At 71.2% G+C, this 18883-nt stretch carries 17 protein-coding genes; 12 read left to right on the top strand and 5 right to left on the bottom strand.

The window, feature by feature from the left end; translation table 11 throughout:
• Positions 1-39: 39 nt before the first annotated feature.
• Entirely contained in the window at positions 40-1575 is a 1536-nt protein-coding gene (locus tag CP983_RS12370) for a gamma-aminobutyraldehyde dehydrogenase (protein WP_150499627.1), read from the bottom strand.
• A gap of 167 nt (positions 1576-1742) precedes the next feature.
• Here CP983_RS12370 and CP983_RS12375 point away from each other — a divergent pair, with 167 nt between their 5' ends.
• Entirely contained in the window at positions 1743-2333 is a 591-nt protein-coding gene (locus CP983_RS12375) for an NADAR family protein (protein ID WP_150499628.1), read from the top strand.
• A 44-nt stretch (positions 2334-2377) separates the two neighbouring features.
• Here CP983_RS12375 and CP983_RS44675 read toward each other — a convergent pair whose 3' ends face one another.
• Positions 2378-3187, bottom strand: coding sequence for a DUF4190 domain-containing protein (locus CP983_RS44675; protein WP_229915068.1), 810 nt, complete (start codon positions 3185-3187; stop codon positions 2378-2380).
• 56 nt (positions 3188-3243) lie between these two features.
• Between CP983_RS44675 and CP983_RS12385 the strand changes: the two genes are divergently transcribed.
• From CP983_RS12385 to CP983_RS12395, 3 genes are all read left to right on the top strand, one after another.
• Positions 3244-4404, top strand: coding sequence for an adenosine deaminase (locus CP983_RS12385; protein ID WP_107902337.1), 1161 nt, complete (start codon positions 3244-3246; stop codon positions 4402-4404).
• A 55-nt stretch (positions 4405-4459) separates the two neighbouring features.
• On the top strand, positions 4460-5149 hold the full coding sequence (locus CP983_RS12390; RefSeq protein WP_150499629.1) for a glycerophosphodiester phosphodiesterase: 690 nt from the start codon (positions 4460-4462) through the stop codon (positions 5147-5149).
• A gap of 638 nt (positions 5150-5787) precedes the next feature.
• Positions 5788-6951 (top strand): serine hydrolase domain-containing protein, encoded by a 1164-nt coding sequence (locus tag CP983_RS12395; protein ID WP_150499630.1) that lies wholly within the window; start codon positions 5788-5790, stop codon positions 6949-6951.
• Here CP983_RS12395 and CP983_RS12400 read toward each other — a convergent pair.
• A complete protein-coding gene (locus CP983_RS12400) occupies positions 6941-7477 on the bottom strand; it encodes a hypothetical protein (protein ID WP_150499631.1) in 537 nt (178 codons plus the stop codon). The two genes, CP983_RS12395 and CP983_RS12400, sit on opposite strands and share 11 nt — an antisense overlap.
• A 125-nt stretch (positions 7478-7602) precedes the next feature.
• Between CP983_RS12400 and CP983_RS12405 the strand changes: the two genes are divergently transcribed.
• Positions 7603-8952 (top strand): diacylglycerol/lipid kinase family protein, encoded by a 1350-nt coding sequence (locus CP983_RS12405; protein WP_150499632.1) that lies wholly within the window; start codon positions 7603-7605, stop codon positions 8950-8952.
• A 20-nt stretch (positions 8953-8972) separates the two neighbouring features.
• Here the strand turns inward: CP983_RS12405 and CP983_RS12410 are convergent, their stop codons facing one another.
• Both CP983_RS12410 and CP983_RS12415 read right to left on the bottom strand, forming a co-directional pair.
• Positions 8973-10163 carry a polyamine ABC transporter substrate-binding protein gene (locus CP983_RS12410; protein ID WP_150499633.1) on the bottom strand — a complete coding sequence of 397 codons (1191 nt, stop codon included), beginning with the start codon at positions 10161-10163 and terminating at the stop codon, positions 8973-8975.
• A gap of 145 nt (positions 10164-10308) precedes the next feature.
• A complete protein-coding gene (locus CP983_RS12415; RefSeq protein WP_150499634.1) occupies positions 10309-11748 on the bottom strand; it encodes a gamma-aminobutyraldehyde dehydrogenase in 1440 nt (479 codons plus the stop codon).
• Between the two features lie 168 nt (positions 11749-11916).
• On the opposite strand from CP983_RS12415, the gene CP983_RS12420 reads away from it, so the two are divergent.
• From CP983_RS12420 to CP983_RS12450, 7 genes are all read left to right on the top strand, one after another.
• On the top strand, positions 11917-12435 hold the full coding sequence (locus CP983_RS12420) for an Lrp/AsnC family transcriptional regulator (RefSeq protein ID WP_030950898.1): 519 nt from the start codon (positions 11917-11919) through the stop codon (positions 12433-12435).
• A 19-nt stretch (positions 12436-12454) separates the two neighbouring features.
• Entirely contained in the window at positions 12455-13828 is a 1374-nt protein-coding gene (locus CP983_RS12425) for an aspartate aminotransferase family protein (RefSeq protein ID WP_125528973.1), read from the top strand.
• A gap of 216 nt (positions 13829-14044) precedes the next feature.
• Positions 14045-14785, top strand: a complete 741-nt coding sequence (locus CP983_RS12430; RefSeq protein ID WP_107905157.1) for an ABC transporter ATP-binding protein — start codon at positions 14045-14047, stop codon at positions 14783-14785.
• Complete coding sequence (locus CP983_RS12435; RefSeq protein ID WP_150499635.1) at positions 14767-16167, top strand: hypothetical protein; 1401 nt, start codon at positions 14767-14769, stop codon at positions 16165-16167. Before CP983_RS12430 ends, CP983_RS12435 begins: the two co-directional genes overlap by 19 nt.
• A 130-nt stretch (positions 16168-16297) precedes the next feature.
• Entirely contained in the window at positions 16298-16717 is a 420-nt protein-coding gene (locus tag CP983_RS12440) for a VOC family protein (RefSeq protein WP_030959124.1), read from the top strand.
• Between the two features lie 37 nt (positions 16718-16754).
• Positions 16755-17876 (top strand): LOG family protein, encoded by a 1122-nt coding sequence (locus tag CP983_RS12445; RefSeq protein ID WP_150499636.1) that lies wholly within the window; start codon positions 16755-16757, stop codon positions 17874-17876.
• A gap of 185 nt (positions 17877-18061) precedes the next feature.
• Complete coding sequence (locus CP983_RS12450; RefSeq protein WP_229915069.1) at positions 18062-18709, top strand: LAETG motif-containing sortase-dependent surface protein; 648 nt, start codon at positions 18062-18064, stop codon at positions 18707-18709.
• The last annotated feature ends 174 nt before the right edge of the window (positions 18710-18883 follow it).

Genomic DNA, 18883 nt, shown 5'->3' on the forward strand with positions numbered 1-18883 from the left:
GGACGCGGGTCGTGCGGCCGGCCGTGCCTGCTGATCTGGCTATCGGTCCCCGAAGACGGTGCGGTGCCAGTCCTTCGCGGCGACCGCGGTGTTGTCGAACATGACGTGCTTGATCTGGGTGTACTCCTCGAAGGAGTACGCGGACATGTCCTTGCCGAAGCCGGACGCCTTGTAGCCGCCGTGCGGCATCTCGCTGATGATCGGGATGTGGTCGTTGACCCACACACAGCCCGCCTTGATCTCGCGGGTGGCGCGGTTCGCCCGGTAGACGTCGCGACTCCACGCGGAGGCGGCCAGCCCGTACGGGGTGTCGTTGGCCAGCCGGATCCCCTCATCGTCACTGTCGAACGGGAGAACGACCAGTACCGGGCCGAAGATCTCGGACTGGACGATCTCGCTGTCCTGGGCGGCGTCGGCGACGAGCGTGGGCAGATAGTACGCGCCGTCCTCCAGTTCCCCCTTGGGTGCGGCGCCGCCGGTCACCACGCGCGCGTAGCCACGCGCACGCTCGACGAAGCCGGCGACCCGGTCGCGCTGGACGTGGGAGATGAGCGGCCCGAGGTCGGTGCCGGCGGCGAACGGGTCACCGAGCCGGACGCTCTGCATCAGCTCGGCGGTGCGCTCGACGAACGCGTCGTACAGCGGCCGCTGCACGTACGCGCGCGTGGCGGCGGTGCAGTCCTGCCCGGTGTTGATGAGCGAGCCGGCGACGGCGCCGTTGGCGGCGGCCTCCAGGTCGGCGTCGTCGAAGACCACGAACGGCGCCTTGCCGCCGAGCTCCAGGTGGATCCGCTTGACGGTGGCGGTCGCGATCTCGGCGACACGCTTGCCGACGGCGGTGGAGCCGGTGAAGGAGGTCATGGCCACGTCGGGGTGACCGACGAGACGCTCGCCGGCATCCTTGCCGGTGCCGGTGACGATGTTGATGACCCCGTCCGGGATGCCGGCGTCGGTGGCGGCCTGGGCGAACAGGAGCGAGGTCAGCGGGGTGAGCTCGGCGGGCTTCAGCACGATGGTGTTGCCCGCCGCGATCGCCGGGAGGATCTTCCAGGCGGCCATCTGCAGCGGGTAGTTCCAGGGGGCGATCGAACCGACGACGCCGATGGGTTCGCGGCGTACGTACGAGGTGTGGTCGCCGGAGTACTCGCCGGCCGACTGGCCCTGGAGATGCCGGGCGGCACCGGCGAAGAAGGCGGTGTTGTCGATGGTTCCGGGGACGTCGAACTCACGCGTCAGCTTCAGCGGCTTGCCGCACTGGAGGGACTCCGCGCGGGCGAATTCCTCGGCGCGTTCGGCGAGCACGGCGGCGAAGCGGTGCAGCGCGTCGGAACGCTCGCCGGGGGTGGCGCCTGACCAGCCGGGGAAGGCGGCCCGGGCGGCGGCGACCGCCGCGTCGACGTCATCCGCACCGGCCAGCTCGTACGTGTACACCTCCTCCCCGGTGGCGGGGTCGACGACGGCGTGCGTACGTCCCGAGGTGCCCTTCGCATACCGGCCCGCGATGAACTGCGCGCCGTCCGCGAAGCGGTCCTGGGCCGGGAATCGATCCGGGGTGAGGGTGCCCGGGTTGTGCATGTCGCTCCCTCCGTGCCCCATCAGGGGCCGGCGTGGCTCGGGCTCGAATTGAGTGCCGATCCTGACAGAGCAGAGGGACTCCAACAAGTGATTCCGTTGTTGCCTTTTGGTTACGCGACGGAATCTGTCGACCAGGTGTCGAGTGGGCCTGGAAAACCTAGGACGGAATGTCGGTGGTGCGTGCCAAACTCGGCCACATGGCGAAGATCGATTCTTGGGATGTCCTGATCCAGGAGGTCCGCTCGGGGGCGAGGGTCAGGTATCTCCACTTCTGGGGACACCGCCCGCTGCCCGACGGCCGTGTCGGCGCGAGCTGCCTGAGTCAGTGGTGGCCGTCGCCGTTCACGGTGTCCGGCGTGTCGTACGCGACGGCCGAGCACTGGATGATGGCGGAGAAGGCGCGGCTCTTCAAAGACGCGGACGCGGAGCGGCAGGCGCTGGCCGCGGACCACCCGTCCCTGGCGAAGAAGGCCGGGCGGCTGGTGCGGGGGTTCGACGATGCGGCGTGGGAGCGGGAGCGGTTCCGCATAGTCGTCGAGGGGTCGGTCCACAAATTCGGTGCGCATCCGGAGCTGAGCGCGTTCCTGCTGGGGACCGGCGACCGCGTACTGGTCGAGGCGAGCCCGGTGGACCGGGTGTGGGGCATCGGTCTGGCGGCGCGGGACAAGGGGGCCGACGATCCTGAGCGGTGGCGCGGGCCGAATCTGCTGGGGTTCGCGCTGATGGAGGCGCGGGAGCGACTGCGACTGGGCTGCTAGCCCGCCCGACGCCTCCCCTCCATGTTCGTCTGCATATTCGTCGTCTACATATTCGTCGCGACGACCAGCACCAGCATGCCCAGGCCCAGGGCCACACCCGCCGCGCCGCAGATGATCCCGGCCAGCGCCTGCCCCGGATTCGTCGCCTCGCCGCGACGCGCCTTGCCGCGCCCGATCGCCCCGAAGATCACGGCGAGCACACCCACCACGATGGCCACCGGCCACAGGCAGAAGATCACGGCGGAGATGATCCCGAGCACCAGCCCGGCCGTCCCCATGCCGTTGCTCGGCATGGGGTGCATGCCGGGCCAGCCGTAGTAGCCGGCGCCACCCGGACCGGGAGCGGGATAACCGGGGCCGCCGGGCCCGGGGGCGGGGTACCCGGCTCCGCCCGTACCCACGGTCGGATAACCGGCCCCGCCCGGATAGCCGTAGGGAACCTGCCCCGGCCCGTCGGGCGCGATCGGCGGCGGCGGGACGGGCTCGCCGTGGGCGGCGTAGGGGACGGATGCCGTCGGCGGTACGAAGGGGTTCGCCGGCGTGGCGCTCGGCGGCGCGAACGGATCGGTCGCCGAGTGGGTCGCGGGCTGCGGCGCCGGTGACGGATTCACCCACTGCGGCGCGGGCACGGCGTCCTGCGGCTCCCCCGCCGCACCGGCGGCCAGCATCGACGTGACCGTCCGCTGATCGTGCACCGAAGGCGCGGCCCAGGCCGGAGTGTCGTTCGAGACAAGAGTGTGTCCGGGCCCCGCGGGCTCGGCGGGAGGCGACGGCGCGGCCTGCTTGTCGAGCGAGGTCTTCGACCCCTCCCCCGATACCTCCGGCGCTTCCGGCGTCTGCGCGTCGTCGGACATGCGCGGGATCCCCTCTGTCGTACGTCCCGTCATGCTAAGGCCCTGGCATCAGCGCCGTGGGCCCGGCCTACGATGATCCCCGAGTCACCGATCAGCCGATCACCGCGCCCCGCCGGCCACGAACCGGACGGAGGGCGCCGTTCCGGGGAGGAACCTTGACCGACCATCTCGTCGACGCCCGCGTCCCGCGCGATCTGCACGCCTTCATCGCCGGGCTGCCCAAGGCCGAGCTGCACGTCCACCACGTCGGCTCCGCCTCCCCCCGCATCGTCGCGGAACTCGCCGCCCGCCACCCCGACTCCAAGGTCCCCACCGACCCGGAGGCCCTGGCGGACTACTTCACCTTCACGGACTTCGCCCACTTCATCGACGTGTACCTGTCCGTCGTGGACCTGATCCGCACCCCGGAGGACGTACGGCTGCTGACGTACGAGGTGGCGCGTGACCTGGCCCGGCAGCAGGTCCGCTACGCGGAGCTGACGATCACGCCGTTCTCCTCCACCCGCCGCGGCATCGACGAGCGCGCCTTCATGGCGGCGATCGAGGACGCCCGCAAGGCGGCCGAGGCCGAGTTCGGCACCGTGCTGCGCTGGTGCTTCGACATCCCCGGCGAGGCCGGCCTGGAGTCCGCCGAGGAGACCGCGCGGCTCGCCACCGACGACCGGCTGCGCCCGGAGGGCCTGGTCTCCTTCGGGCTCGGCGGCCCCGAGATCGGCGTGCCGCGGCCGCAGTTCAAGCCGTACTTCGACCGGGCCATCGCCGCCGGCCTGCACTCGGTGCCGCACGCCGGTGAGACGACCGGCCCGGAGACGGTCTGGGACGCCCTCACCCACCTGCGCGCCGAGCGCATCGGACACGGCACCAGCTCCGCACAGGACCCGAAGCTGCTCGCCCATCTCGCCGAGCACCGGATCGCGCTGGAGGTGTGCCCGACCTCCAACATCGCCACGCGTGCGGTGCGCACCCTGGACGAGCACCCGATCAAGGAATTCGCGAAGGCCGGGATCATCGTCACGATCAACTCCGACGACCCGCCCATGTTCGGCACCGACCTCAACAACGAGTACGCGGTCGCCGCCCGCCTCCTCGACCTCGACGAGCGGGGCCTCGCCGACCTCGCGAAGAACGCCGTGACCGCGTCCTTCCTCGACGAGCCCGGCAAGGCCCGGATCGCCGAGGAGATCGACACGTACACGGCCGGGTGGCTCGCGCCCTGAGTCCCACCCGCCCCGCAGGCCTCCACGCCGGCCCCTCGCCCACCAGAATGTCCTCATGCTGAACGTGACCGCCGTGGCACACCGCGGCGACCCCTATCGCGTCCGCGAGAACACGCTCGACTCCCTGCGCTCCGCGCTCGCCCTGGGCGCGGACGCCGTGGAGATCGACGTGCGCCTCACCAGGGACGGCGTGCCCGTACTGCTGCACGACGAGACGCTGAAGCGGCTGTGGGAGCAGGACCGGCCGCTGCGCGCGCTGTCGGCGGCCGAGGTGCGGGGGCTGACGGAGGGCGGGGTGCCGACGCTGGCCGAGGCCCTCGCGGTGTGCGAGGGGACCCGGGTGCTGCTCGACCTGCCGGGCAGGCCCGATGTCCGGACGGCCCGCCGGATCGCGGACGTCGTGCGGGAGTGCGGGGCCCAGGACCGCGTGTACTACTGCGCGGACGCCGCCGCCATGCTCGCCGTGCGGGAGGCGGACCCGACCGCGGAGATCGCCCTGACCTGGACGACGCTGGCGCCCCCGCGCCCCGCGCTGCTGGACGCGGTGCGCCCGCGCTGGCTGAACTACCGCTTCGCCCTGGTCGACCACGCCCTCGCCGAACGCGTCCACCGCGGCGGCCATCTGCTCTCCGTCTGGACCCCGGACACCCGCCGCTCGATCCGCCGTCTCCTCGACCTCGGCGTCGACTCGATCACCACGAACCGCCTCGACGTCCTCCTGGAGGCACGGCTGCGCGGCGGCTGAGCCCTCGCCGGAAGTGCCGCGTCATGCAGCCACTCGTCCGCGGCGCCGTCGTGGCCGGTCGCGCAGTTCCCCGCGCCCCTGACGGGCGTCCGCCCGACCCGGTTGCCGGCTACACGCGCGTGCGTTGCGCCACCGCCGCCGGATCGGTGGGCGTCTCGCGGGAAGACGATCAGACCGTAGTCGGCACCCCGTTCGTTCTGGTGGAGCGTGACCGGGCCGTCAAGGTAGAAGTACTCGTTCTGCCACATCTGCTGGGTGCCGTCCGGCAGGACCGTGTACCCGGTGGAGCGCCTGCCGGTCCCCGGCCTGCGCCGACGCGATGGTGGAGCGCCACTCGGAGATCACATTCCGCTTCCGGTGCGGGCGGGACATCACGGGGGCTCCCGAGTGTGGAGGGTGGGGACGCGAAGGGAGACGGGCGAGCGAGGGCGGCGATAACACTTTTCGGCGCTGCCGCTCGGCCCGCCACGACGGCCCATCGCCGGGCCCGTAAGGGCCATCCCCCACAACACCCTTGCTCCGTACGGCACTTGCTCCGGGATCCCCCAGGGTGCGAGCCCCTCCTCACCGACGATCCGGCCGGGCCCCGTACCGCCTGAGGATGATCACGGACCTCCCACCGACCTCAGGAGCAGTCGATGCCCGTACGCCCGCTTCCCGCCCTCCTCACCTCCGCGCTCGCCCTGAGCCTGACCGTGCTGCCGCTGGCCGGTACGGCGTCGGCGCGTCCCGCACCGCCCTCGTCCTGCTCCGCGCGTGCGATCGAGGCCGCGTCGCCGGACGGCCCGGACGTGCGGGCCCTGTGCGCCGCACTGGCGGGGCTGCCCGACAAGGACGCCACGGCCGCGCTGATCCGGGTCGGCGGCAACGGCAGCTGGCACGGCGCGGCCGGCGTGCGGGACATGCGGACCGGGGCGCCGGCGCTGGAGAACGCCCGCTTCCGCGCCGGTTCGACGACGAAGATCGTGACCTCGGCGATCGTCCTGCAACTCGCCGCCGAGGGACGGATCTCGCTCGACGGGACCGTGCAGCAGTACCTGCCGGGCCTGCTCACGAAGGACTTCGCGCCCATCACCGTACGGCAGTTGCTGAACTTCACCAGCGGCCTCCAGCCGGGGGCGTCCCTCGGCGAGGACGTCGACGACGGCTACCCGCACCGCTTCGAGACGCTGACCCCCGAGGAGGTGGTGGCCGCGTCGGTCGCGAAGGGGCCCGACCCGGACCACGCGCCCGGCGAGTTCCAGCGGTACGGCAACATCCACTACACCGTGCTGGGCCTGCTGATCGAGAAGGTCACCGGCGACTCCTACGCCCATCAGGCGGCCGTACGGATCTTCCGGCCGCTCGGTATGCGGCACACCTCGTTCCCGGCGGGCCCCGATCCGCGGATCCACGGTCCGCACAACCGGGGCTACGACTGGATCGACGGCAAGCTGGTCGACGTGACCGAGTGGAACATGTCGGACCGGTTCGCGGCCGGCGACCTGATCTCCACCACTGCCGACCTGGAGCGGCTGCTGTTCGCGCTGTTCCGCGGCCAGGTGGTGCCCGAGCCGCAACTGGCGGAGATGTTCACGGTCCCCGACATCGACGGGGCCACGATGGGCGCCGGGCTGGAGCGCTTCGAGCTCAACGGCAGGGAGATCTGGGGCAAGACGGGTGCCCGGCCCGGCTATCACACCGTGATCGCGGCCACCCGTGACCTGTCCCGGACGGTCGTCTACTCCGTCAACTCCACCGACGCGAAGGGCGACGGCCTGGCCATCGCCCAGCGCTTCGCCTTCCCCGCGTTCAACCGCTGACGGCGGCGGCAGCGGCCGGGGGCGCCGACGGCTCGGTCAGCGCCTCCAGCCGCTTGATCCTCCTGCGCACGACGTACAGCGGGATCACCCCGAAGACGCCGAACGACATGTCGATCACCGACCACCACAGCGGGATGCCGCGGATCGGCCCGCAGATCAGGGCAAGCGGGATGATGCCGGCGCAGGCGATCATCCCGAACTCGACGACCCAGATGTTGCGGACGGGATCGCGGTAGGGCCCGTAGAAGGCGACGGCGATGACGAGGTGGGCGAAGGCCAGCCAGTCCGTGCCGTAGAGCAGGAACGGGTACTCGGCGTCGGCGGTGTCGAGGCCGCGCCGGACGCGCTCGATCCAGTCCGTCAGACCGGGCAGGTGGTCCTGGACGGACAGGGCGCGCAGCAGGTCCTCGGTCCAGCGCAGTTCGTGGACGAGAGGGAAGGCCGTGGCGCCGCTGAGCACCAGGCAGACGACGAAGAAGGCCAGCCAGACGCGGATGCCCTTGAGCAGGGCGGCTCTGTCGCTCATGGGGGAAGCGTACGCCTGGAGTTGAACACGTTCAAAACAGATACTTGCAGTACGGCCCGAACCGGCGGCCCCTGTGCGGCATGTACCTGCCCGGCCCTACGATGTCCGCCGACGAGGGAGGATGCATGGGCCTGGACCTGAGCGAACGGGCTTACCGGGGGCAACGCTGGGCGGCGCGGGCCTCACTGGCCGCGGCCGGACTCGCGGTGCTCGTGCCGCTCGCCTACGGCGGGGTCGGCGGCGTGCTGCTGCTGGTGGCCGGAGTGGTGGGCCTGGGCATCGGCATGGTCGCGGTGTGGTGGACGCTGACGCTGCGCGGACCGCTGCGCTGGGTGGCCGGCGTGGTGGCGCTGTCCGTACCGGCCGCCGTGATCGCGCTGTTCGCGGCCACCCTGTTCTGGGCGCTGCTGGCGTCCGTGGCGCTGTGGACAGTGGCCGTGTGGAGCGGCCGGTACGCGCTGCGGGGCACGGGCAGCCCACGGGTGCGGGTGATGCGAGGGCGCAAGGCGGCGCCGCCGCGGCGGGCGGTCCTGATCATGAACCCGCGCTCGGGTGGCGGGAAGGTGGATCGCTTCGGGCTCAAGGAGAAGGCGGAACGGCTCGGCGCCGAGGTCGTCCTCCTCGACCCCGAGGAGCAGCAGGACGTCACCGCCCTGGCCCGCAAGGCCGTTTCGGACGGCGCGGACCTGCTGGGCGTCGCGGGCGGGGACGGCACCCAGGCGCTGGTCGCGGCCGTCGCCGCCGCCTACGACATCCCGTTCCTGGTCATCAGCGCCGGCACCCGCAACCACTTCGCCATGGACCTCGGCCTCGACCGCGAGGATCCGGCCGCCTGTCTCGACGCGCTCGTCGACGGTGTGGAGCTGCGCGTCGACCTGGGCTTCGCGAGCGGACGGCCCTTCGTCAACAACGCGTCCTTCGGGGCGTACGCGGCCATCGTGCAGAGCCCCGGCTACCGCGACGACAAGATCGGCACCAGCCTGGAGCTGCTGCCCGACCTGCTCACCCGGCAGCAGGGCCCGCTGCTGACCGTCCGGGCGGCGGGCACCACGCTCGAGGCACCGCACGCCGTGCTGGTCAGCAACAACCCCTACCGCACGGACGACCCCTTCGGGCTCGGCCGCCGCGACCGCCTGGACGCCGCCGTGCTCGGCGTCCTCGGCATCAGGGTGGACAGCGCGGCCGAGGCCGCCGCCCTGCTCCTCGACCCCGCGCCGCCCGGCCTCAGCATCCTGACGGCGACCGAAGTGGTCGTCGACGCGGACCTCGAGGAGATCGAGGCCGGCATCGACGGCGAGGCCCTGGTCCTGCCCACCCCGGTCCACATCCGCATCACCTCGGGCGCCCTGCGCGTCCGCGTCCCCCGCAAACGCCCCGGCGTCCCCCAGCGCGGCCCCCGCCTGGACTGGCGCCGGCTGCGCAAGCTGGCGGCGACGGTGGGACGCACGGCGGTGCACCGGCAGGGTCACTGGTAGGCGCGCCGGCAGCAGGCCCCCTACAACCCGGCGATCGCGTTCCACCGCTTGGCGAATTCCACCCGCTCCTCCGACGTGATGTCCCGGGCGATGGCGAGGCGTTCGCGCATCGCCTTGTCCGGGAAGATCAGCGGGTCCTCGGCCAGGGCGGCCGTCTCCTCGTCCTTGGCCGAGGCGAGGACGTCCCGGGCGGCGGGGACGGGGCAGACGTAGTTGACCCAGGTCGCCAGGTCGGCGGCGACCTCGGGCTCGTAGTAGAAGTCGATCAGCCGCTCGGCGTTGGCCTTGTGGCGGGCGAGGTTGGGGACCATCAGGGACTCCGACCACAGCTCGGCGCCCTCCTCGGGGACGACGAAGCGGATGTCGGGGTCGTCCGCCTGGAGCTGGATGACGTCGCCCGAGTACGCCTGACAGGCCAGGACGTCCCCGCTGGACAGGTCCTTGATGTAGTCGTTGCCGGTGAAGCGGCGGATCTGACCCCGCCCGATCTGCTTCTCCACCTGGTCGCACACCTTGTGGAAGTCGTCCGCCGTCCAGCGGGTGATGTCGACTCCGTTGCCCTGCATGAGCAGGGCGAACGCCTCGTCGAGACCGGAGAGCAGAGTGACCCGGCCCTTCAGGTCGTTCGCCCACAGATCGGAGACATGGCGTATCTCGCGGCCCAGCCGGCGGCGGTTGTACGCGATGCCGGTGATGCCGGACTGCCACGGCACGGTGAACTTCCGTCCGGGGTCGAAGGCCGGTGAACGCAGCAGCGGATCCAGGTACTCGGTCACGTTCGGCTGACGGGCCCGGTCCAGCTCCTGCACCCAGCCCAGCCTTACGAACCGGGCGCACATCCAGTCGCTGATGACGATGAGGTCGCGGCCGGTGCGCTGGTGGTTCATCAGGGCCGGGCTGATCTTGCCGAAGAACTCGTCGTTGTCGTTGATCTCCTCGACGTAGTCGACGGAGATGCCCGTGCGCTTCTCGAACGCCTCCAGCGTGGGCCGGCGCGTCGTGTCCTCGTCGTCCGTGTCGATGTACAGCGGCCAGTTCGCCCAGTTGAGCCGCTTGTCGGTGGCGGAGACGTCGGTGGCGGCCCGGTCGGCGGGCGACACATAGGCGGGCCGCACACCGCATCCGGCGAGCCCGCCGAGCAGGGTGCCCGCACCCAGCGTGCGCAGCAGATTCCGGCGGGACAGCGGGGAGTTCATCGGTGGGAGGGCCATTGGCGCAGCATGCCGCCGCGACCGAGGGCCGGGCAATCGACGCCGTGTCGAGTGGACCGGTACCCGGCGGACAGGTTGTCGATCAAAAACGCCGCAGCCCCGGACGGCACTCGGCTCGTCCGGGGCTGCGCCGCACTCGTGAGGGCTACGCGTCCAGCGACGTCATGACGTGCTTGATCCGCGTGTAGTCGTCGAAGCCGTACGCCGAGAGGTCCTTGCCGTAGCCGGACTTCTTGAACCCGCCGTGCGGCATCTCCGCGACCAGCGGGATGTGCGTGTTGATCCACACGCAGCCGAAGTCCAGCACCTTGGACATCCGCATCGCGCGCCCGTGGTCCTTGGTCCACACCGACGACGCCAGCGCGTACTCGACGCCGTTCGCCCACTCGACGGCCTGCGCCTCGTCCGTGAAGGACTGGACGGTGATGACCGGCCCGAAGACCTCCTTCTGGACGATCTCGTCGTCCTGCTTCAGCCCGGACACGACGGTCGGGGCGAAGAAGTACCCCTTGTCACCGACCTGGTGACCGCCGGCCTCGACCTTGGCGTGGGCCGGCAGCCGCTCGATGAACCCGGAGACCTGCTTGAGCTGGTTGGGGTTGTTGAGGGGACCGAAGAGCACGTCCTCGTCGTCCGGCTGGCCCGTCTTGGTGTCGGCCGCGGCCTTCGCGAGCGCCTGCACGAACTCGTCGTGGATGGACTCGTGGACGAGGACGCGCGTGGCGGCCGTGCAGTCCTGGCCCGCGTTGAAGAAGCCCGCGACGGAGATGTCCTCGACGGCCTTGGCGATGTCGGTGTCCTCGAAGACCACGACCGGCGCCTTGCCGCCGAGCTCCAGGTGGACCCGCTTGAGGTCCTTGGACGCGGACTCCGCGACCGACATGCCGGCGCGCACGGACCCGGTGATGGAGGCCATCGCGGGGGTCCGGTGCTCGACCATGAGGCGGCCGGTGTCACGGTCGCCGGTGATGACGTTGAAGACGCCCTTGGGCAGGACCGAGCCGATGATCTCGGCGATCAGGACCGTCGACGCGGGGGTCGTGTCGGACGGCTTCAGGACGACCGTGTTGCCCGCGGCGAGCGCCGGGGCGAACTTCCATACGGCCATCATCATCGGGTAGTTCCAGGGCGCGACCTGCGCGCAGACGCCGATCGGCTCACGGCGCACGATGGAGGTCAGGCCCTCCATGTACTCGCCGGCCGAGCGGCCCTCCAGCATCCGCGCCGCGCCGGCGAAGAAGCGGATCTGGTCGACCATCGGCGGGATCTCCTCGGACCGCGTGAGGCCGATCGGCTTGCCGGTGTTCTCCACCTCGGCCGCGATCAGTTCCTCGGCGCGCTCCTCGAAGGCGTCCGCGATCTTCAGCAGAGCCTTCTGGCGCTCGGCGGGGGTGGCGTCGCGCCACGCGGGGAAGGCGCGCGCGGCGGCCTCCATCGCGGCGTCGACGTCCGCCTGCCCGGACAGCGGCGCGGTCGCGTACGCCTCGCCCGTCGCGGGGTTGACCACCTCGGTGGTCCGTCCGTCGGCGGCGTCCCGGAACTCACCGTCGATGTAGTTGCGCAGACGACGCAGCTCGGTGCTCACTGCCGGCCTCCTGTCAGGTGCAGCTGTCCATTCTCTGAGACACCCACCCTAATCGCCCGACCCACGTTTTCAACACCCCCACTGGCGCCACTTCTGCGAAATCCGCAGCACTCAGTCACGTAAACAACGAATTTCATCGCCTCGACCTTGCGGAACTGTCGAGACGTCGTGCACAGTGACGTCGTGGCCAGTCGAAGCGCAGAGCACAGGGACTCCCGCGAGTCCAGGAACGGCGGCGGTCCCACGCTGGACGCCGTCTCCCTCGCCATCATCGAACAACTTCAGGAGGACGGCCGCCGGCCGTACGCCGCCATCGGCAAGGCCGTGGGCCTGTCCGAGGCGGCCGTGCGCCAGCGCGTCCAGAAGCTGCTCGACCAGGGCGTCATGCAGATCGTCGCCGTCACGGACCCGCTCACCGTGGGCTTCCGGCGGCAGGCGATGGTCGGCGTGAACGTCGAGGGCGACGTGGAATCCGTGGCCGACGCGCTGACCGCCATGTCCGAATGCGAGTACGTGGTGATGACCGCCGGGTCCTTCGACCTGATGGTGGAGATCGTCTGCGAGGACGACGACCACCTCCTGGACGTCATCAACAGACGCATCCGGGCCCTCCCCGGAGTGCGCTCGACGGAGAGCTTCGTCTACCTCAAGCTCAAGAAGCAGACCTACATGTGGGGAACCCGATAACCGTGAGGACCCGATAACCGTGAGCACCGACACCCCTCAGGACCTCAGCAGGACCGCGTACGACCACTTGTGGATGCACTTCACGCGTATGTCCTCGTACGAGAAGGCTCCCGTCCCGACCATCGTCCGGGGCGAGGGCACCTACATCTACGACGACAAGGGCAGGCGCTACCTCGACGGGCTCGCCGGCCTGTTCGTGGTCCAGGCCGGCCACGGGCGCACCGAGCTCGCCGAGACCGCGTTCAAGCAGGCCCAGGAGCTGGCGTTCTTCCCGGTGTGGTCCTACGCCCACCCGAAGGCGGTCGAGCTGGCGGAGCGGCTGGCCCACGAGGCCCCGGGCGACCTCAACAAGGTCTTCTTCACCACCGGCGGCGGCGAGGCGGTGGAGACCGCCTGGAAGCTCGCCAAGCAGTACTTCAAGCTGGTCGGCAAGCCCACCAAGTACAAGGTCATCTCGCGCGCCGTCGCCTACCACGGCACCCCGCAGGGCGCCCTGTCCATCACCGGCCTGCCGGGCCTGAAGGCGCCCTTCGAGCCGCTGGTGCCGGGTGCGCACAAGGTCCCGAACACCAACATCTACCGCGCCCCGATCTTCGGCGACGACCCCGAGGCCTACGGCCGCTGGGCCGCCGACCAGATCGAGCAGCAGATCCTCTTCGAGGGCCCGGACACCGTCGCCGCGGTGTTCCTGGAGCCGGTGCAGAACGCGGGCGGCTGCTTCCCGCCCCCGCCCGGCTACTTCCAGCGGGTGCGCGAGATCTGCGACCAGTACGACGTGCTGCTGGTGTCGGACGAGGTCATCTGTGCCTTCGGCCGCCTGGGCACGACGTTCGCCTGCGACAAGTTCGACTACGTCCCGGACATGATCACCTGCGCCAAGGGCATGACCTCGGGCTACTCCCCGATCGGCGCCTGCATCATCTCCGACCGGCTGGCCGAGCCGTTCTACAAGGGCGACAACACCTTCCTGCACGGCTACACCTTCGGCGGCCACCCGGTCTCCGCGGCCGTGGGCCTCGCCAACCTCGACCTGTTCGAGCGGGAGGGCCTCAACAAGCACGTCCTCGACAACGAGGGCGCCTTCCGCGGCACGCTGGAGAAGCTGTACGACCTGCCGATCGTCGGCGACGTCCGCGGCAACGGCTTCTTCTACGGCATCGAGCTGGTGAAGGACAAGGCCACCAAGGAGTCCTTCAACGACGAGGAGACCGAGCGCGTCCTGTACGGCTTCCTGTCCAAGAAGCTCTTCGAGAACGGCCTGTACTGCCGTGCGGACGACCGCGGCGACCCGGTCATCCAGCTCGCCCCGCCGCTGATCTCCAACCAGGAGACGTTCGACGAGATCGAGCAGATCCTGCGCGAGACGCTGTCGGAGGCGTGGACGAAGCTGTGACCCCCGACTGATCCCCCGCCGCCCCGGCGGCCGGCATGATCAACACACCGGCCCCGGTGCCGCCCGTTCGAGTGAGACACGGCGGCCCGGGGCCCTGTGCTGTCCCGGCTTCGGGCGACGACTGCCTAGCGTGCCAGTGACCGATCGGCCCAGCCTTCGTTCCCCCGCACGGGGGAACGAAGAACGGGAAAACGGATCAGAACCGAGGTGTACGCCATGGTGGCCCCGCCGGACAACGACGTGCTCTGGGCACGTGCCCTGCACTTCTCGTACAACGACGGCTCGCCCGCGCTCAGCGGCGTCTCGCTCGGTGTCCAGGAGGGGGAGATCCTCGCCGTCATCGGTCCGCGCGGCAGCGGCAAGACCGCCCTGCTGCGCTGTCTGTCCGGCCTGGCCCCGGCGGGGCGCGGCGAGGTCTGGTTCAACAGCGTGCCGGTGCACACGATGGGCCCGGTGGCCCGCGAGCGGCTGCGCCGGGACCGGTTCGCCTGGGTCGATCCCACACCGTCGCTCGTCCCCGAACTGAACGTCTGGGAGAACACGGCCCTGCCGCTGATGCTGCGCGGCACCAGCCGCCGCCGCGCCAAGAAGGCCGCGCTGGAGTGGCTGGAGCGCCTGGACGTCGGTGAGGCGGCCCGCAAGCGCCCGCACCAGCTGGTCCAGGCGGTACGTCAGCGAGTCAGCATCGCCCGTGCGCTGGCCCCCTCGCCGACGGTGCTGTTCGCAGACGAGCCGACGGCACCCCTGCACCGCGCCGACCGGACGCACGTGCTGCGCACCCTGACGACGGCCGCCCGCTCGCACGGCATCACCGTGGTGCTGGCCAGCCATGACGCGGACACGGCAGTCCTTGCCGACCGCAGCGTGACACTGCTCGACGGGCGGCGCGTGAACACCGTGCAGCTGCCTCCGGTCACCGAGGCGGAAGGCCGGGCCGCGTGCTCGCTCTCCGCCTGACCCGCAGCGCCCACCCCGCCGTACAGCTGCGCCGGCTGCTCGTCGCGGCGGCGTCGGCGGGCACGGGCTTCCTGCTGCTGTCCGCCCTCGGCTACGCGATGTCCCACCCGGACTCCCCCGCGGCGGCCACGCTCAGGCTGGCCTGGTGCGCACCCCCGCTGGCCGCGACGATCCACCTCGCGGTGGCCGTGGCCCGCACGGACCCCGGCACCAGACCGCGCCCCGGCCTCGCGGCGGCCGGCCTCGGACCGGGCCGGCTCATGCTGGTCTCGGCCACCACTACGGCCCTGTCCTGCCTGCTCGGCTCGATGCTGGCCCTCCTGGTCTTCCTGCACCTGCGGGGCGATCTGAGGGGCATGCCCTTCGACGGCGACGCCTCCCAGTTCCTGGCGGCGGACAGCCCCCTGCCGCTGCCGGCCGCCCTGACTCTCCTGGCCCTGACACCGGCACTGGCGTCGGCAGCGGTCGCCGTGCTGCTGCGCCCGAGGCTCGCCGCGCCCGCCACGACGAAGGCCAAGGCACGGCCGTACGGCCGCTTCGGGGTGTCCGGCAGGTCGGCCGACCGCGAGACGTTCGGGGCGTACGGGCGGTTCGGGGCGAGGCTGCGGGATGCGGTACGCGGCGGCGCGACGACGCCGGATACCGCCTCGGCGGCCTCGCAGGACGGCGGCGGCCCGCAAGCACCGGCGAGCCCCCCGGCCTCCGCGCCGGCCGAAGAGGACGGCAGCCGGCAGGCGCCGGACGACCTGACCCTCTTCCCGGTCCCCCGCAAACCCCCGGCGGGCCTCCCCTGGGGCATCACCATCCTCACCGCGGGCCTGGCCGTGGAGACCTACGCCGGCCGCGTCACCGCCGACGACACACTCGCCCTCCCCACGGCCCTGCCCACCGGCCCCACCGCGGTCCTGGTCGGCTGGGTGCTCGCCGCCGTCGGCCTCGCCCTCGCGGCACCCGGCCTCGCCCATCTCTGCGGCCGGGTGCTCCAGGCCGTACGGCCGGGCCCGCTCCGGCTCCTGGCGGGCCGCGGCCTGATGGCGGAAGCCACCCGGATCGGCCGCCCCCTCGGAGTCGTGTGCGCGGTGGCCGCCGCCGTCTACGCGATGGCCCCCCGGCCCGACTCCGCGGCCACCGCCGCCATCGGTCCCCTCTCCGCCCTCGGCGCGACCGTCGTCGCCGGTGCGACCGTGACCACCCTCTTCATGGCCGCGCTGGAGGCCAGGCAGGCCCGCGCCGACACCACGGCCGCGCTGCTGCGCCTCGGCGCGCCGACCGCGATGCTCCGCAGCGCCGCAGCCCTGCGCGCCGGCGTCCTGCTGGCCGTCTTCGGCCCGCTGACCCTGGTCGTGGCGGAGCTGGCCGCACTGCCGCTGGCCGCCCGCTGAGGCGGCCGGCGCGCTCGTTCGCGGGCGCCCCGAAAAACTGGTGAGAAAAAATCTCCGCCGGGCGATGAGTTCCGACCGGACCCCCGGTCTACCCCACCGAACAGCAACCACCCTGATGGGAGAGACCACGATGAGCGCCCCCGCCTACCAGCAGATGATCTTCGTCAACCTGCCCGTGAACGACCTCGACGCGTCGAAGAAGTTCTTCACGGGGCTGGGTTACTCGATCAACGCGCAGTTCAGCGACGAGAACGCGGCGTCCGTCGTGATCAGCGACACCATCGTCGCGATGCTGCTCACCAAGCCGTTCTACTCGACCTTCACCAAGAAGGAGATCGCGGACGCCACGACGACCAGCGAGGTGCTGATCTGTCTGAGCGCCGAGAGCCGCGACAAGGTGGACGAGCTGGTCGAGAAGGCGGTCGCCGCCGGCGGCACCGCGTCGGACAAGGTCCAGGACATGGGCTTCATGTACGGCCGCGCCTTCGACGACCTCGACGGCCACACCTGGGAGGTCGTGTGGATGGACCCGTCGGCCGTCGAGGGCTGACAACCGCCGTACGACACGGGGTGCCTAGCATGGGCGGGTGCAGACGATGCCCGCCCATGCGGCCCACCACGACGACCGTGAGATAGAGACGATCGAGGAGTTCGACGCGACCGTCTCGGCGCGCGGCTCCCTCGCCGGATTCCGTGTCCAGGCAGTCGACCTGACGGACCGTACGCGCGAACTGCTCGGCACGGACACCAGCGGTGCCGTCTTCCTCGGCTGCGCGATGCGCGAGGAGGCGGCCGCGAAGATCCGCACCGGCGGCGCCCTGGTCTTCCCGCCGGTCCCGGACCTCCCCTTCGACCCGTACCGGGGCCTGGTCTACTCCCCCGACGAACTCTTCGCCTCCCTCTCGGACGGCTACGAGAGCACCCCGGACGCCCACGCCTACGCCTGGTTCCAGCGGACGAAGGCCGACCGCGACGTCTACGCCTCCATGCTCCGCGCCATCCACGACGACTCCGTCTCGGACGCCCTCGACGAACTCCTTTCCGGCGCCCGGGTGGTGGGCGTGATGGGCGGCCACGCGATGCGCCGCGGCACACAGGAGTACGAGGGTGCCGCGCGGCTCGGCCGGGAGCTGACCCGCGCCGGTCTCACCGTCGCCACCGGCGGCGGCCCGGGCGCGATGGAGGCCGCCAATCTCGGCGCGTACGCCGCCCCGCTCGATGACGCGATGCTCACCGACGCCCTCCGACTCCTCGCGAAGGCACCGGGGTTCACGCCCTCGATCACCGACTGGGCGTCGGCGGCCTTCGAGGTGCGCTCCCGCTGGCCCAAGGGCGGCCGCTCCGTCGGCATCCCGACCTGGTTCTACGGCCACGAGCCGCCGAACCCCTTCGCCTCGCACATCGCGAAGTACTTCGCCAACGCCACCCGCGAGGACGGCCTGCTGGCCCGCTCGAACGCCGGCGTCGTGTTCCTGCCGGGAGCCGCCGGGACCGTACAGGAGATCTTCGACAACGCGACGCCGAACTACTACGAGTCGCGCGGCGAACCGACCCCGATGGTGCTGGTCGACCGAGCGCACTGGACGGAGCGGCTGCCCGCCTGGCCGCTGCTCAAGTCCCTTGCCCGGGAGCGGTCGATGGACGCCCGGATCGCCCTGGTTGACCGGATCGAGGAGGCGCCGGAGGCGTTGAAACGCCTCGGCAGTTAATAAGAGGGCAAAGCCAACGCCTGTAGGCTGCATATGCGTTGACACTCCTTATGCCACGCTTATAAACCTGTGAGACTCCTGGGGACGGTGATGTCGCGTCACCGCCCCTCTCCGAACCCCCCTCAGTGGTGCAACTCCCGTAAAGGACAAACGTGTCCATAAACCGCCGTACTGTTGCGCGTTCCGTGCGCGCTCTGGGTGTCGCCTCCGCGTCGGCCGCACTCGCGCTCTCCGCTGCGGGCACCGCGCTCGCGTGCAACATCAGTGAATTCTCCGCCGAAGCCAAGTGCGACGGCGACAAGGGCGTCATCACCGTCACCGACGTGGACCCCAGCGGTGTCCCGGCGACCATCACGGTGTTCCTCCAGAACAACGGCGCCGACCTGAAGAAGGTCGGTGAGCAGGTGGTCAAGGGCTCCCGCGAGGGCGTCACCATCACCTTCGCCGAGGACTGGAAGCCGGACGCCGAGTACCGCGTCCACGTCAAGGCGGCCGGCTATGTCGACGAGGACATCAAGCCGAACCTGACGACGCCGTCCACGGCCTGCAAGAAGGAGGAGCCGCCGGCCCCGTCGGACACCCCGACCCCGTCGGCCCCCGCCTCGACCCCGGCCGAGGAGACCGACTCGCCGACCCCGACCCCGTCGGAGAGCGACAGCACCCCTCCCGCGAGCAGCGCCCCGTCCCCCGCGGCCGGTGACTCCAACCTCGCCGAGACCGGTGCGAACTCCAACACCGGCATGATCGCGGGCATCGCGGTCGGCCTGGTCGCCCTCGGCGGCGGCGCGGTCTTCTTCGGCCTCCGCCGACGCGGCGCGAGCAGCGACCGCTGACGCACCCGCCCGGCAATACGCACGTAGGCCCGCCCCCGTGAACGGGGGCGGGCCTACGTCGTTCTCGTCGATGCGCTGTCGGCGCGGCGGCTACGGGATCGCGGCGCCGGTCGGCAGAGACTCGGCCGGCAGTGGCCGAGGCGCCGAACGCAAGGGCGGTGGCGCCGCCCGGGC

The sequence above is a fragment of the Streptomyces chartreusis genome (assembly GCF_008704715.1).
GTDB classification, from domain to species: Bacteria; Actinomycetota; Actinomycetes; order Streptomycetales; family Streptomycetaceae; genus Streptomyces; species Streptomyces chartreusis.